Origin of the sequence: Streptomyces sp. NBC_01257 (assembly GCF_035917255.1) — a bacterium.
Classification (GTDB): domain Bacteria; phylum Actinomycetota; class Actinomycetes; order Streptomycetales; family Streptomycetaceae; genus Streptomyces.
Genome location: NZ_CP108472.1, coordinates 6,509,178 through 6,523,876 on the forward strand (window position 1 = coordinate 6,509,178; position 14,699 = coordinate 6,523,876).

The 14,699-nt window shown below is 72.4% G+C and carries 11 protein-coding genes; 7 read left to right on the top strand and 4 right to left on the bottom strand.

Going from position 1 to position 14,699, the window contains the following annotated elements; genetic code table 11:
- Positions 1–59: 59 nt before the first annotated feature.
- From OG408_RS28470 to OG408_RS28500, 7 genes are all read left to right on the top strand, one after another.
- Positions 60–1,451, top strand: coding sequence for a S1 family peptidase (locus tag OG408_RS28470; protein WP_285567197.1), 1,392 nt, complete (start codon positions 60–62; stop codon positions 1,449–1,451).
- Positions 1,448–3,745 carry a serine/threonine protein kinase gene (locus OG408_RS28475; protein ID WP_326672724.1) on the top strand — a complete coding sequence of 766 codons (2,298 nt, stop codon included), beginning with the start codon at positions 1,448–1,450 and terminating at the stop codon, positions 3,743–3,745. Before OG408_RS28470 ends, OG408_RS28475 begins: the two co-directional genes overlap by 4 nt.
- Positions 3,746–3,846: 101 nt before the next feature.
- A complete protein-coding gene (locus OG408_RS28480; protein ID WP_326672726.1) occupies positions 3,847–5,280 on the top strand; it encodes a zinc ribbon domain-containing protein in 1,434 nt (477 codons plus the stop codon).
- Positions 5,280–6,305, top strand: coding sequence for a hypothetical protein (locus tag OG408_RS28485; RefSeq protein ID WP_285567203.1), 1,026 nt, complete (start codon positions 5,280–5,282; stop codon positions 6,303–6,305). Before OG408_RS28480 ends, OG408_RS28485 begins: the two co-directional genes overlap by 1 nt.
- Entirely contained in the window at positions 6,302–7,540 is a 1,239-nt protein-coding gene (locus OG408_RS28490; RefSeq protein ID WP_266783307.1) for a carbohydrate ABC transporter substrate-binding protein, read from the top strand. The genes OG408_RS28485 and OG408_RS28490 overlap by 4 nt, the downstream gene beginning before the upstream one ends.
- 153 nt (positions 7,541–7,693) lie before the next feature.
- Complete coding sequence (locus OG408_RS28495) at positions 7,694–9,277, top strand: acyl-CoA carboxylase subunit beta (RefSeq protein ID WP_266783309.1); 1,584 nt, start codon at positions 7,694–7,696, stop codon at positions 9,275–9,277.
- Between the two features lie 66 nt (positions 9,278–9,343).
- On the top strand, positions 9,344–9,547 hold the full coding sequence (locus OG408_RS28500) for an acyl-CoA carboxylase subunit epsilon (protein ID WP_266783311.1): 204 nt from the start codon (positions 9,344–9,346) through the stop codon (positions 9,545–9,547).
- Positions 9,548–9,763: 216 nt separating this feature from the next.
- Here the strand turns inward: OG408_RS28500 and OG408_RS28505 are convergent, their stop codons facing one another.
- The 4 genes from OG408_RS28505 to OG408_RS28520 form a co-directional block, all read right to left on the bottom strand.
- On the bottom strand, positions 9,764–10,345 hold the full coding sequence (locus OG408_RS28505; protein WP_014048542.1) for a GTP-binding protein: 582 nt from the start codon (positions 10,343–10,345) through the stop codon (positions 9,764–9,766).
- Entirely contained in the window at positions 10,326–10,961 is a 636-nt protein-coding gene (locus tag OG408_RS28510; RefSeq protein ID WP_326672729.1) for a DUF742 domain-containing protein, read from the bottom strand. The genes OG408_RS28505 and OG408_RS28510 overlap by 20 nt, the downstream gene beginning before the upstream one ends.
- An 89-nt stretch (positions 10,962–11,050) precedes the next feature.
- On the bottom strand, positions 11,051–11,464 hold the full coding sequence (locus OG408_RS28515) for a roadblock/LC7 domain-containing protein (protein ID WP_018551717.1): 414 nt from the start codon (positions 11,462–11,464) through the stop codon (positions 11,051–11,053).
- Positions 11,465–11,474: 10 nt separating this feature from the next.
- A complete protein-coding gene (locus tag OG408_RS28520; protein WP_326672730.1) occupies positions 11,475–14,693 on the bottom strand; it encodes a sensor histidine kinase in 3,219 nt (1,072 codons plus the stop codon).
- Positions 14,694–14,699 lie beyond the last annotated feature (6 nt).

Genomic DNA, 14,699 nt, shown 5'->3' on the forward strand with positions numbered 1-14,699 from the left:
GGACGGACTGTGCGCGCGGTCTGGGAACCATGCGTGGTGCACGCGTACTCTCGGTAGCTATGGGGGAGTTGAGAGCGGACTGGCGGCTCCGGTTGCGCCGCGGCGGAGCGGACGGACCCGTGTGCGGGGCCGGTGTGCTCCTCACCCAGGACCGGGCGCTGACCTGCGCCCATGTCCTCGGTGAACCGGGCGCCCGGATGTGGGTCGAGTTCGCCGAGAGCCCCGGCATCCCGCCGGTCGGCGCCCGGGTCGCCCCGGACGGCTGGCTGCCGGGCCTCGACGGGGCCACCGGCGAGGACATCGCCGTGCTCGCCCTGGACAGCCCACGCCCGCAGGCCGCGCCCGCACCGCTGGCCCGCCGGCTGGAGCGCGGCCGGGAGGTGTGGATCGGCGGCTACGCCCAGGCCTACGACGACGGGATGTGGCTCAGCGGCCGGATCAGCGGACTGCACGGTGACTGGGTGCAAATCGCCTCCGGGTCCGAAGCCGAGGCGGTGCGCCCCGGGTTCAGCGGCGCCGCCGTCCAGACCCGCGGCGAGCTGCCGGGGACGGAGGAGGTCGTCGGCCTCGTCGTCAGCTACCGGCCCGGTACGGACCCGGCGCCGCCCGGCGGGCACGGCCTGGCGATCTCGTACATGATCCCCGTCGACCGCATCGCCGCCCTCGTGCCGCTCGTCGCCGAGCTCAGCGGGCCGGACGGCTGGGACCGCGGCCTGGAGCGGCGGCTGCGGCAGTGGTTCGCGGGCGGCGAGGAGCCCGGCGTGCGGTTCGGCGTCGTCGCCCGCGGCAGCGGCCGCGACCGCGCCCTGCAGCACCAGCTCCACCGGGCCCACCTCGTCTGCCGGGGCGGCAGCACCCGGCCCGAGGAACTCGTCGACACCCTGGTCGCGCAGCTGCGCCCGCCCCGCTACCAGCGCAACGCCTACCGCGACTGGCTGCTGGAGGGCGGCAGGGCACCGGACCGCTCGGACGGCGGCCGGCCCGCCGGATCCGGTCCGGTGCTCGCCGTGATCGGCCTGGACGAGGACCCCGACCCGGCCGCCCTGGTGCCGCTCCTGGCCCGGGTGCGCACCCTCGGATTCCGGCTGCTCGTCATCTTCCGCCGCAGCGACGGCGAAGGGCTCACCGAGGTGGCGCGGCAGCTCCTGGTGCCCGCCCTCCAGGAGCGCGCGGACGTGCTGGTGCGCCGGGTCGAGCGCATCGAACGGGAGTGGACCGGACTGCGCGGCATGGTGGAGTCGGCCTCCCTCGTCCCGCGGCCCGCGGTCGAGGCATCGGTCCGCCGCCACCGGCTGCACGAACTGAGTCTGCTGGCCGACCCGCAGGACCAGCTGACCGAACTGAAGCAGCTGCTGCGCGAGTTAGGCGGCGACCTCGACCGGTCGCACCGGTCCGGGCAGCCGGATCTGCCGGGCCAGCGCGGCGGACCCGGCCCGGCGGAGCGCCGATGAGGATTCCCTGCCCGCACCGGCGCTTCACCGGCGCCCCCTGCGGCGGCGGCGTACTCACCACCGGGTACTGCGACACCTGCGGCCGGGACGAGACGGCCCGCGGACTTCCGCCGCTGCCCGCCGAACCCGAGCGCCAGGGCCCCGCGGGACTGCTCGAACTGCCGCTGCTGGACCCCGGCACCCCCGCCGAGCGGCTCGCCGCCGCCGAACGCCCGGTGCGCATCGTGATGACGTGTTCGGCCGAGGCGTGCGACACCGCGTTCGTCCCGCCCCACACGGCCGCCCCGCCCCCGGACGCGGGGTACTGCCCGCAGTGCGGCGCCCCGTACTCCTACCGCCCGGAGCTGACGAAGGACGGGCCGCCGCTCCAGGACCAGTACCGCATCCGCGGCCCGATCGCCCACGGCGGCCAGGGCTGGGTCTACCTGGCCGAGGACACCCACCTGGAGGACTTCGTCGCGGTCAAGGGACTCCTCAACCGCTACGCGGAACGCGGCGCCGCCCAGGCCGGCGAGGAACGCCGCAGCCTGGTCGCCATCCGGCACGAACGCATCGTCCAGATCCGCGACTTCGTCAGCACCCGCAACACGGACGGCACCGTCTCCGGCGGCTACATCGTGATGGAGGACGTCGGCGACCGGACGCTGTCCGCCGTCGTGGAGTCGACCCGGCAGGGCGCCTTCGTCCTCGACATCGAGCACGTCATCACCTACGGCTGCCAGATCCTGGAGGCCCTCGCCCATCTGCACGGCATGGGCTTCCTGTACGGCGACATGAAGCCGTCCAACGTGATCCACCACCTCGACGGCATCAAGGTCATCGACCTCGGCGGGGTCCGCAAGGCGGGGGCCACCGACCCGCCGCCCGTCATCACCCCGTGGTTCGCCGCCCCCGAGATGGACGGCAGCAAACCCCTCACCGTCGCCCACGACGTCCACACGGTCGGGGTCACCCTGGCCGAACTGGCCGGCTGGGCGGTCGGCGACGACGTGCCGGGGCTCGGCACCAGCTCCTTCCGGCTGGTCGTGGAGCGGGCCACGGCCCACGACCCGGAGCGCAGATTCGGCTCGGCCGAGGACATGGCCGGCCAATTGCGCGGCGTGCTCCGCGAGATCCGGGCCCTGCGCGGCAAGCGCGACCAGCCCGAACCCTCCGACTACTTCACCCCGTCCACCGAACTGCTGGGCGCGCGGCTGGGCTCGGTGCCCGGCTACGCGCACTGGCTGAGCCGCCCGCTGCACGGACGCCGGGCGACGCCCCAGGCACCCGCGCTCGACACCGGACGGCCCACCCCGACCGAGATCGCCCGCAGGCTGCCGGTGCCCCGCCCCTATCCGCGGGACCCGCAGGCCGCCCGGTTCGGGGTCAGCAGCTACGACCCGGCGCAGCCGCTGACCCAGCCCGCCGAGGGGGAGCCGTCGGTGGAGATCTGTCTGCACAACGCCCGGCTGCTGCTCGGCCAGGACGGGGACGAGGCGCTGTCGGCGGCCAGGGAGCAGGTCCAGGCCGCCGCCGCCATACCCGGCCCCGGTCCGGTCCGGCAGTGGCGGCTCAGCTGGCACTGGGGACTCGTCGCGCTGCGCAGCGCCGATGTGCTGGACGACCGGCAGCCGATGCTCGAAGCGGCCCTGGAGCACTTCTCCGCCGTGCACCGGGCGCTGCCCGGCGAGTACGCGGCCAAACTGGCGCTGGCCTACTGCGCCGAGCAGCTCGGCGAGGACCGGCCGGACACCGCGGGCCCCTCCGCGTACGAACTCTTCCGGGCCGTGCACGCCCGCAACCCCTCGCACGTCGGCGCGGCACTCGGACTGGCCAGGCTCGCTCTCGCGCGCGGCGACCGGGCCGCGGCGACCGAGGTCCTGGACCAGGTGCCGGACGAGTCGCGGGACCACACCGTCGCCCGGATCGCCGCCCTCCGCATCCGGGCGGCCCGGCTCGCGACGGGGGAGCGGCCGCTGCCCGACGAGACGGAGATCGACGCCTGCCTCGCCGCGCTCGCACCCGTGCGGGGCGCGCCGGGTCCGGTGGTCACGGGGGACGAACCCGCCTGGCTGCTGCGGACCGAGCTGTACGAGTGGAAGCTCGACGCCGTCCGGGACGCGCACCCGGTCCCGCGGCCCCGCGGCGGCCGGCTGCGGATCGGGCTGCCGCCCCCGGCCGTGCCCGGTGAGCGGGCCGTGCGGGCGGAGCTGGAGCGGTGCTACCGCTGGCTGGCCCGGCAGCGGCAGAGACAGGCCGAGTACGAACGGCTGATCGACCTCTCCCACGCGGTCCGCCCGCAGACCGGCTTCTGACCGGCCTCCGGCCGGTCCGTGACGGACGAGTCCGACGAGACCCGGGAGACCGGGGCCGTGTCCCACCCGCACCCCCGCCCGTAACCGCTGGAGGCAGTCCCATGGGCGCTACCGCCCCGTCGTCCGGGCTGGAGTTCAAGGTGTCCGTCGACGTCCGGCGCGACCAGCAGCCGCACCACGACGCCCGGATCGACGCCCATCTGCGGGTCAAGGCCACCGGCATCGGCCCCCGCGACCAGGTGCCCGCCGTCGAACTCGCCGTCGTCATCGCCCTGGACGTCGCCGCGGCACGCCGGGAGAGTGCGGCTGCCGCCCTCGCCGCCGCGCTGCGCGCCCTGCCCGACGGGATCTCCTTCGCCGTCCTGGGCGGCGCCGGCGCGAGCGGGGAGCCGACCCGCTGCTACCCGCTGCGCGGACGCTGGGCGCTGGCCGACACCATGGAGAAGCGCCGGGCCGCGTTCAGCGCGGGCCGGGTCGCCCCCGCCACGGACGAGCACCCGCCGCCCGGCTACCCGGCCTGGCTCGCCGCCGCCCGCGCCCTCTTCGCGGAACGCCCGCTGCCACTGCGTCACCTGCTGCTGATCACCGACGGCAGCGGCCACGACCCGGCGGACGCCGACGATGCGGACGCCACCGGCACGGACGGCGGCGCGCTGCGGGCGGAACTCGCCGACTGCGCGGGCGCGTTCACCGCGGACGTGATCGCGTTCGGCGCGGACTGGGACCCCGCCCCCCTGCTCACCGTCGTCGAGACCCTGCACGGCGCCGCCGAGCACGCCCCCGACCGCTTCGGCCCCGCCGTCACCGAGGCGCTGCGGCGCCAGCGCCGGGTCCGCAGCCCCGAACTGCCCGTCGTGGTCGCCGCCCGCCCGGCCGTGCACGCCGTCGAACTGACCGAGACCGCACCCCGCCAGCAACGCCTCGCCCCCGAACTGCGGCCGCGGGAGCCGCACCGGATCGGCTTCCCCACCCACCAGTGGGAGCCGGGCACCCGTGACTACCTCCTCACCCTCCACGTCGACGCGAGCACCGACCCGCTCGGCGTGCTGCTGCAACTGGCCACCGTCTCCGTGGGCGACACCACCGCCCCGCTGCTGACGCGCTGGCTGCCCCCCGGCGTCGCCGTGGGCGCGGGCGCGACCGGTGACGGGGGCGGCACGCTCCAGGCGATGAACGTCGCCACCCAGATGCGCACGGCCCTCAACCGCGGCTACGCCGCACTCGACCCGATGAGCCGCGAGGAGGCCGAGCAGCAGTTCGGCCTGGCGGTCCGGCTCGCCACCGAGATCGGCGCCGGCTGGGTCCTCCAGGACGTGCGCCAGGTCGCCGACATCGTCGACGGCCCGCGCGGACTGGTCCGGGTCGGCCCGACCGTCGACCGGGGGACCGTGCGCCGGGGCCGGCTGCACATCGCCTCGGGTCACCGGCTCGAACTGCCCGAGCACGCCGCCGGGAAGCCGGTCACCTGCCCGCACTGCCGCCATCTCGCCGGACCGCACGCCCGGTTCTGCATCGCCTGCGGGAGGAGCCTGTGATGACCCGGCCGACCCGATGGACCCGCCCCCTCCTGACCCGCCGGCCGCCCGGTTCGCACACCCGACGGCTGCTCGAACGGCACCTGGCGGTCATGGCGGTGACCGCGGTCGTCTCGATGACCGCGCTGCTCGTCTCGTACTGGAGTGTGCAGACCGCCGCGGGCGAGATGCGCACCCGTGCCGCACCCGCCGTCCAGCTCGTCGCCTCCACCCAGCTGGCGCTGCTGCGCGCCCACGAGGAGGCAGAGCTCTCGGCCGACCGGCGGATCGACCAGGTGGTGGGCGCGGGCGCGCGGTACGAGAACCAGCTGTCCGCCGCCGACCAGGGCCTGTCCCGGCTCTCCGACGTACAGATCGACGGGGAACGCGGCCGGGGCGTCCTCAATACGGCCAGCGCCCTGCTGACCTCGTACAGCAGCTCCATCACACCCGGCGCGGTGAAGTACGTGCGCGACGAGGACGACCTGATGCAGAAGGAGAAGTTCACGGAGGCCGAGACCCTCCTCGTCCGGCCGGGCACCGGCGTGGTGCCCCGCCTGGACGTCCTCCAGGACCACCAGATGCGGCGCATGGACCGGGTCAGCTCCCTGGGCACGCTCCAGCAGAGCGGCTGGGCCGTAGCCGAACTGGGCCTGCTCGTCCTGGCGGTGACCGCGCTCAGCGCGCTGTGGGTACTGCGCACCCGCTGCGGCCGCAGCCGCGACCCCTGGCTGCTGGCGGCGCTGCTGGTCACACTCGCCCTGGCGGTCGTCCCGCTGTGGGCCACCGTCCACACCCAGGAACGGCTGGACACCGCCCGCCACCGGCTGGTCGCGATCGAGGAACGGGCCCACGACGAAACCGACCTGGCGGAGTCCCAGCGGGACGTCACCGACAAGTCCACCGACCTGCGCGGCGTACTGGCCGCCCACCGCTGGCAGAGCGGCACGTACTACGGGGCGCTGGGCGGGGCCGTGCTGATCGTCCTGCTGCCGGCCGTCGGCATCGTCCGGCGCCTCAACGCCGACTACTGGAGGGCCGGATGACCCGGCACACCCGCGCAACTCTGCTCGTCCTGGCCCTGCTGATGACCGCGGCCGGCTGCGGACTCGCGGCCCCCGGCGGCAGCGACGCCGAACCGAAGGTGACCATCCTCGGCCCGTGGACCGACGAACAGGAGCGGCAGTTCAAGGACGTCCTGGACGGGTTCGGAATCCCGTACACCTACCAGGGCACCGCCGCCACCCGCGAGGTGCTGCTCGCCGAGGTGCAGGCCGGCGACCCGCCCGACATCGCGATCCTGCCGGGCGTCGGCGAACTCGTGGAGTATGCGGACGAGAGACGGCTGCGCTCGCTGGAGGGGCTGTACGAGCCGCAGCAGTACGGCAACCCCTGGCGGCCCCGGGCGGACGGCATCCCCGGCGATCTGTGGTTTCCGCTCAAGGCCGACCTCAAGTCCATCGTCTGGTACCGCGAGGGCACGCCCCCGGCACGCGGCCCGGCACCGCTGGCCTCCTGGTGCATCGGCATGGTCGACGACGGCGCGTCGGGCTGGCCCGGCAGCGACTGGATCGAGGACCTCATCCTCCAGCGCGCCGGCCCCGGGCTGTACGAGCGCTGGGCGACCGGCGACCTGGCGTGGACCGACGACCGGGTGGTCGCCGCCTGGACCGCCTGGGCCGGGATGCTCGCCCAGGACAAGGGGACGGCCGAGGACATGCTGATGGCCGACCACCGCGGCCCGGCCGGGGGCCACGGGCTGCTCTTCGGCGGCGGCTGCGACCTGGAACACCAGGGCTCCTTCGCCCGCGCCTTCTACGGGGACCGCGGCGGCCGGGCGGTCTTCGAGGACTCCGCTCGCCTGCTGCCCGGCGGTCCCTACCGGGTGAGGGCCCACGAGGTGTCGGCCGACTTCGCCGCGCTGTTCGGCGGCAGCGGCGCTGCCCGCGGCCTGATCCGGCGGCTGGCCTCCCTGGACGCCCAGGAGGACTGGGGCCGCAAGGGCGGGGTGTTCTCGCCGAACGCCGCGGTCCCGCCCAAGACGGGCCCGGTCGACAAGGAGGTGAGCCGGCGGCTCACGGGCCAGCAGGTGCCGCTCTGCCTGGACGCGTCGGACGTCATGCCGGCGGCGGTGCGGGATGCTTTCTACGAGGCCGTGCTGCTGACCGTGGCGCACCCCTCCGATCCGGTACGGGACCGGCTGGCGGACGTCCAGAAGGTCCAGGACACCCAGCGCTCGGAGACCCCCCGGCTGAGGGGGGTGTGCGGCAGACCACAGTGAACCCTTGTGGAACCCCCACAAACGAATGCGGGTACGGGCTGGTACTTCGCCTGCATGGACCCAGGGTTCTGTCAGGCTCCACCAGGAAACCGGGCAGGAGACTGTACAGAGTCGACGGCAGGATTTTCTTGGTCGGGTTCGTAGGGTCGATACATGACCGTTGTGGACGAAACCCAGGGCGAGCCGAGCGACACCCGTGGCCGTGTGGCGGAACTGCTGGCACTGCGCGAGCAGGCCCGGCGCGGGCCGAGTGACCGGGCGACCGAGGCGCAGCACGCCAAGGGCAAGCTGACGGCGCGCGAGCGCATCGAGCTGCTCCTGGACGAGGGTTCGTTCAAGGAGGTCGAGCAGCTCCGCAGGCACCGCGCCACGGGCTTCGGCCTGGAGGAGAAGAAGCCCTACACCGACGGTGTCATCACCGGCTGGGGCACCGTCGAGGGCCGGACGGTCTTCGTCTACGCACACGACTTCCGGATCTTCGGCGGCGCGCTGGGCGAGGCCCACGCCACGAAGATCCACAAGATCATGGACATGGCCATCTCGGCCGGTGCCCCGCTGGTCTCGCTGAACGACGGCGCCGGCGCCCGTATCCAGGAGGGCGTCTCGGCGCTCGCCGGCTACGGCGGCATCTTCCAGCGCAACACCCGCGCCTCCGGTGTCATCCCGCAGATCAGCGTGATGCTCGGCCCGTGCGCGGGCGGCGCCGCCTACAGCCCGGCGCTCACCGACTTCGTCTTCATGGTCCGTGAGACCTCGCAGATGTTCATCACCGGACCGGACGTCGTCAAGGCGGTCACCGGCGAGGAGATCACGCAGAACGGCCTCGGCGGCGCCGATGTGCACGCCGAGACCTCGGGCGTCGCGCACTTCGCGTACGACGACGAGGAGACCTGCATCGCCGAGGTCCGCTACCTGATCGGGATGCTGCCCTCGAACAACCGGGAGAACCCGCCCACCGTGGCGAGCGACGACCCGGCCGACCGCCGCGGCGACGTCCTGCTGGACCTGGTCCCCGCCGACGGCAACCGTCCGTACGACATGCACAAGGTCATCGAGGAGCTCGTCGACGACGGCGACTTCCTGGAGATCCACGAGCGCTGGGCCCGCAACATCATCTGCGCGCTGGCCCGCCTGGACGGCCAGGTCGTCGGCATCGTGGCCAACCAGCCGCAGGCCCTGGCGGGCGTCCTGGACATCGAGGCGAGCGAGAAGGCCGCCCGCTTCGTCCAGATGTGTGACGCGTTCAACATTCCCATCGTCACTCTTCTGGACGTACCCGGCTTCCTGCCCGGCGTCGATCAGGAGCACGGTGGAATCATCCGGCACGGAGCGAAGCTGCTCTACGCCTACTGCAACGCGACGGTCCCGAGGATCTCCCTGATCCTGCGCAAGGCCTACGGCGGCGCCTACATCGTCATGGACAGCCAGTCCATCGGTGCGGACCTCACCTACGCCTGGCCGACGAACGAGATCGCGGTGATGGGCGCCGAAGGTGCCGCCAACGTCATCTTCCGCCGGCAGATCGCCGACGCCGAGGACCCGGAGGCCATGCGGACCCGCATGGTCAAGGAGTACAAGGCCGAACTGATGCACCCGTACTACGCCGCCGAGCGCGGCCTGGTCGACGACGTCATCGACCCTGCCGAGACCCGCGAGGTCCTGATCGCCTCGCTGGCGATGCTCCGCTCCAAGCACGCCGACCTGCCGTCCCGCAAGCACGGCAACCCCCCGCAGTAGTCCGCGGCCCCGCAGCAACCCTGCAAGGCCCCCGCGAAGACCTGCCGAGAAGACGGAGAGACACCCATGAGCACTGCCGCCGAGTCCGTGCTGCGCGTCGAGAAGGGTCTTGCCGACCCCGAGGAGCTGGCCGCCATAACCGCGGTCCTGCTCGCCCGCGCCGCCGCCCAGCCGACCGACGCCCCCGCCCACCGAGGCCGCGACACCGCCGGCTGGCGACGCCTGGAGCGCACCCCGGGCTTCCGTGCCCCCCACAGCTGGCAGGGCTGACGTCCAAGCCCCACAGATGCGGCCACACCGATGCGGTGTGGCCGCATCGTGCTGTTGCAGGCCCAGCCACTTCGATCAAGGCCTGCGCCGGCCGAAATCGAGCCCGTCCGGCGATTGAGGACGAAGCACGGCCGAAGCCCGGGCGCCCCGGACGAAAGGCCCCGCACTCCCAACAGGGAGTGCGGGGCCTTTCGTACATCCGGGCCCGGCAGGGCCCTACCGCAGGCGGGCCATCAGCGCGTGCTCCACCAACGTGATCAGCGCACTCTTCGCATCCGCCCGGTGCCGCGCGTCCGTCGTCAGGATCGGGGTGTCGGGTCCGATCTGGAGGGCTTCGCGGACTTCGTCGGGGGTGTAGGGCTGGTGTCCGTCGAAGCCGTTGAGGGCGATGACGAACGGCAGTCCGCTGTTCTCGAAGTAGTCGACGGCGGGGAAGCAGTCGGCGAGGCGCCGGGTGTCGACCAGGACGACGGCGCCGATGGCGCCGCGTACGAGGTCGTCCCACATGAACCAGAAGCGGTCCTGTCCGGGTGTACCGAAGAGGTACAGGATCAGGTCCTGGTCCAGGGTGATGCGGCCGAAGTCCATGGCCACCGTCGTGGTGGTCTTGTCCCCGGTGTGCGTCAGGTCGTCGATGCCCGCGGAGGCGGACGTCATCACGGCTTCGGTACGCAGCGGATTGATCTCCGAAACGGCACCGACAAACGTGGTCTTACCCACGCCGAAGCCCCCTGCCACCACGATCTTCGCCGAGGTAGTGGAGCGGGCCGCTCCGCCGCTAGAGCTTGCGAAGTCCACTGAGCACCCTTTCGAGCAGTGTCACATCTGGCTGGCCGCCGGCGGACTCGTCGCCGCCGGGCTGGTGGATAGCGACGAGTCCGGCCTCAGCCAGGTCGGCTACGAGGATCCGGGCAACGCCGAGGGGGATCGAGAGCAGGGCCGAGATCTCGGCCACCGACTTGATCTCGATGCACAGCCGGCAGATCCGCTGGTGCTCGGGCAACTGCCCTTGCAGCCGGGACGGATCGGCCGTCGTACTGACCAACGCCTCAATGGCGAGTTGGTAGCGCGGTCGGGTCCGTCCACCTGTCATGGCGTACGGACGGACCAGCGGATTGTGAGCGGCGGGCGCGGCCGGCTCGGGGGCCCGCCGCGGCTGCACCGGCTGAATGCGGGGCGGCTGCTGCGGGGAGTCGTACCGGTGCGGGCGCTGCGGCCGGTTCGGCTGCTGCGGCTGCTGCGGCCAGTCCGAGCCCCGGACGTGCTGCGGCGGCTGCGGCTGCCGATACGGCTGGTAAGGCTGCTGCGCGCCCTGTCTGCCGGGTGTGGAGGGGAACCCGTAACCATGGTCCCCGTGCTCACCCGGTACCTGCTGACCACCGTTGAACTGGTGCCCGCCTGGGGGTGTACCCACGATTCCTCCTCCGCCTGCCGGTCCCGATCCCAGTGGGTCCGCGCCACCGCACCTTATGGCGCGGTGACGCGAAACGCACTGTCTGTCTACTAGTTAAGAAGACTTCCCTGAAGCTCGGCACGGAGGTCCGGGGTGAGGACACTGCCGGCACGGTCGACAAGAAGGGCCATTTCGTACCCAACCAGACCGATATCGGCGTCCGGGTGTGCGAGAACGGCCAACGAAGATCCATCGGAAACGGACATGATGAAGAGGAATCCTCGCTCCATCTCCACAACCGTCTGATTAACGGCGCCGCCCTCGAAGATCCGCGAGGCACCCGCGGTCAGCGAGGTCAGACCGGAGGCGACAGCCGCCAGCTGGTCGGCGCGGTCACGCGGAAATCCCTCGGACATCGCCAGCAGGAGTCCGTCGGCGGAGACCACCACCGTGTGCGACACCCCAGGGGTGTTGTCCACGAAGTTGGTGATCAACCAGTTCAGATTCTGCGCCGCCTGGCTCATCGGGCTCACACTAACGCTCCTGGTTGTAGGTATTACTGGTGTCCGAACCCGCGTTACGTCCCCGCAGCACGCCACGTCGCAGGTTGCTCAACCTGCCACGCACGTCCTCCGGGGCGCGGGAGACCTGGGGGCCGCCCTGCTGGGTCTGTTCGGCCGTGCCCTCGACCAGGTTGGCCTTGGGCACGCGCCGGGGAAGACCGGAGGGGGTGACCCCGCCCGCCTTCGGCTCCCGGAGCTTCTCGGCCCGCTCCCAGCGCTCGTCGTTCGCCGAGCGCCAGTCCTCGGTGCCCTCGGTTCCGCCGGTGCCGTCGGCGTCCCGCTGCGCGGGCGTCGGCTGCTGCGGCGGTTCCTGCTGCTCCTGCTGCGGGGCCGCGGGCCGCTCGTTCCCGCGGCCGGTGGGCTGCCAGTGCTGCTGGCCGCCGCGGCGGGGCAGACCGGCGTTGGTCAGCTCGTGGCCGGAGTTCGGGACGGGTCCCGAATGGTCGAAGCCTACGCGTTCGCGGGGTTCCGCGGGTGCGCTCGGACGAGATTCCGGTTCGGCCTGCGCCACCGGCTCGAACGCGCCCTGGTACGTGCCCTGATCAGCCCACTCTGCCTGCTGGGGCTGGGCGGCGTACTGCTCGTCATAGGCCGGCCCGGACGCCTCGGGCGTCCCGTAAGCCGCCTCCGGATAACCGTTCTGGCCATTGTCGTAGCCGGTCTGCCCGGCATAGCCGGTGTCACCGCGGTACGGGTCGTAGGTGCCTTCGTACGAGGGCTGCTCGTACGTCTGCTCCTGCGGGGCACCCTGCTGCGGTTCCTGGGCGTACTGCTCCGGAGCGTAGGACGTCTCGCCGTACCCGGCCTCGGCGTAGGGCTGCTGCTCCTGCTGCTGCGGGAACGGCGGGCGCTCGCCGCCGGTCTGCGCCTCCAGCGCGGCCCGGCGCTCCTCACGCATCAGCGAGCGGCCCACCGGGTCCAGCTGCGGGGCGTCCGCGGACGGGTCCTCGTAGCGGGAGTCGTCGAAGCCGAGCTCCGCCGCCGTACGCAGCTGCGGCTGCTGCGGCACCGGCTCGAAGGCCTGCTGCTGCTGCGGAATGATCGAGGAGACGGTGAAGTCGTCCTGGGCGGGGGCGTCGCCGCCACCGCCGTGGGTGATCGCGTCCGGCAGCATGACCAGGGAGGTGGTCCCGGCCTGCTCGCCCGAGGGGCGCAGCTGGACCCGGATGCCGTGCCGGTCGGCGAGGCGGCCGACCACGAACAGGCCCATGCGCTGCGAGACCGCGGCGTCCACCGTCGGCGGGTTGGCCAGCTTGTGGTTGATGTCGGCGAAGTCCTCGGCGGTGAGGCCGATGCCCTTGTCGTGGATCTCGATCATCACGCGGCTGTCGGGCAGCCGGGTCGCGGTGACCCGCACCTTGGTCTGCGGCGAGGAGAACGTGGTGGCGTTCTCCAGCAGCTCGGCCAGCAGGTGCACGAGGTCGGTGACGGACTGGCCGTGGATCTCGGTCTCCGGGACACCGGAGAGCTCGATGCGCTCGTAGGACTCCACCTCGGAGGAGGCGGCCCGCAGCACGTCCACCAGCGGCACCGGCTGGTTCCAGCGGCGGCCGGGCTCCTCGCCGGCGAGGACCAGGAGGTTCTCGCCGTTGCGGCGCATACGCGTCGCCAGGTGGTCCAGCCGGAAGAGGCTCTCCAGCTGGTCCGGGTCGGCCTCGTTGTTCTCCAGGTCGGTGATGAGGGTCAGCTGGCCCTCGATGAGCGACTGGTTGCGGCGCGAGAGGTTGGTGAAGATCGCGTTGACGTTGCCCCGCAGCATGGCCTGCTCGGCCGCGAGCCGGACCGCCTCGCGGTGCACCTGGTCGAAGGCGCGGGCGACCTCGCCGATCTCGTCCTGGCTGTTGATCGGGATCGGCTGGACGCGGGTGTCGACCCGGCCCGGGTCGGTCCGGGAGAGCTGGTCGACGAGCGAGGGCAGCCGCTGCTCGGCGATGGAGAAGGCGGCCGTACGCAGCCGGCGCATCGAGCGGCTCATCTGGCGGGCCACCAGACCGGCCAGCACGAAGGCGGCCAGCAGGGCGATGATCACGATCGCCGCGTTGACGATGGCGTCGGTCCGGGCGCTGGAGGAGATCTCCGCGGCCTCGGTCACCGCCTTGTCGACGAGCTCGTCCTCGACCGTGGTGTAACCGTCGAACTTCGCGGTGGCGGCGGCCGTCCAGGTCTCGGGGGTGATCCCCTTCGCCTTCAGCGCACTGGGGTTCTGGCCCTGGCCGATCTCCTGGGCCATGCCGTCGTAGACGGAGCCGTCGACGGTGGGCGGCGTCACGAACGGCACACCGGCCGCGTCGGCCTGCTCCTTGGCGGTCTTGAGCTTGGCGGCGCCCTCGGCGGCCTTGCCGGCCATGACCTGCTTCAGCCGGGCGGCGTCGGCCTCGGTGCCACCGGAGACGAACTCACCGAGGGCGATCTGCTCCAGGTAGTTGTACGAGCCGAAGGCCTTGACCTGGTCGTTGAACTTGCCGTTCTCCTGGCTGGGCCGCACCAGGAGGTGCATGCCGATGGAGCGCTGAAGCGATTCTGCAGCCTTGGCCAGCTCGATCGCGTAGACGGTACGGCCGTAGCTGGTGATGTTCCCGGTGCCGAGGCCGAGTTCGTTGCAGAACTCCATGAGGGAGTGCTGGACCTGGGTGTAGCCCTCTTCGGTCTTCACCGGGTCCATAGCGGCGGTGTAGGCGGCCTTGCGCAGCTGCGGGAGCTTGGGCTCCTCCAGCTTGAACAGCTTGAGGCGGCGCTCCAGGCCCTGCTTGGACGGCATGTCCTGCACGGCCGCGTCGAACTTCTTCGCCGCCGCGTCGGTGGTCGCCCGGACCTGCGTGACGACCTCGTCGTCGCGCTTGTTGGACAGCAGCGGCTGGGCGCTGAGGTCGCGCTCGTTGAGCAGTGCCTGTCCGTACTCGGCGGCCGCACGCACGATCAGCGCGGTCTTCTCGGCGCTCTGGGCTTCCTGCCAGGTGTCGACGGAACCCTTCACCTGGAATCCGCCCATGACCAGGCCGACGAGCACCGGGATCAGGAGGATCGCGTTCAGCCGGGTGGCCACCCGCCAGTTGCGCGGGGACAGCCGGCTGGTACTGCCACCGGCCGGTATCCCTTCGGACACCTCGGCGGACGGCGCCGCGGTGCGCGGCGGCGGGGTGAAGTTGCCCCGCTCCGTCTGCCCCGTGGAGCCCTCGCTGTTACGCCTCACTCGACC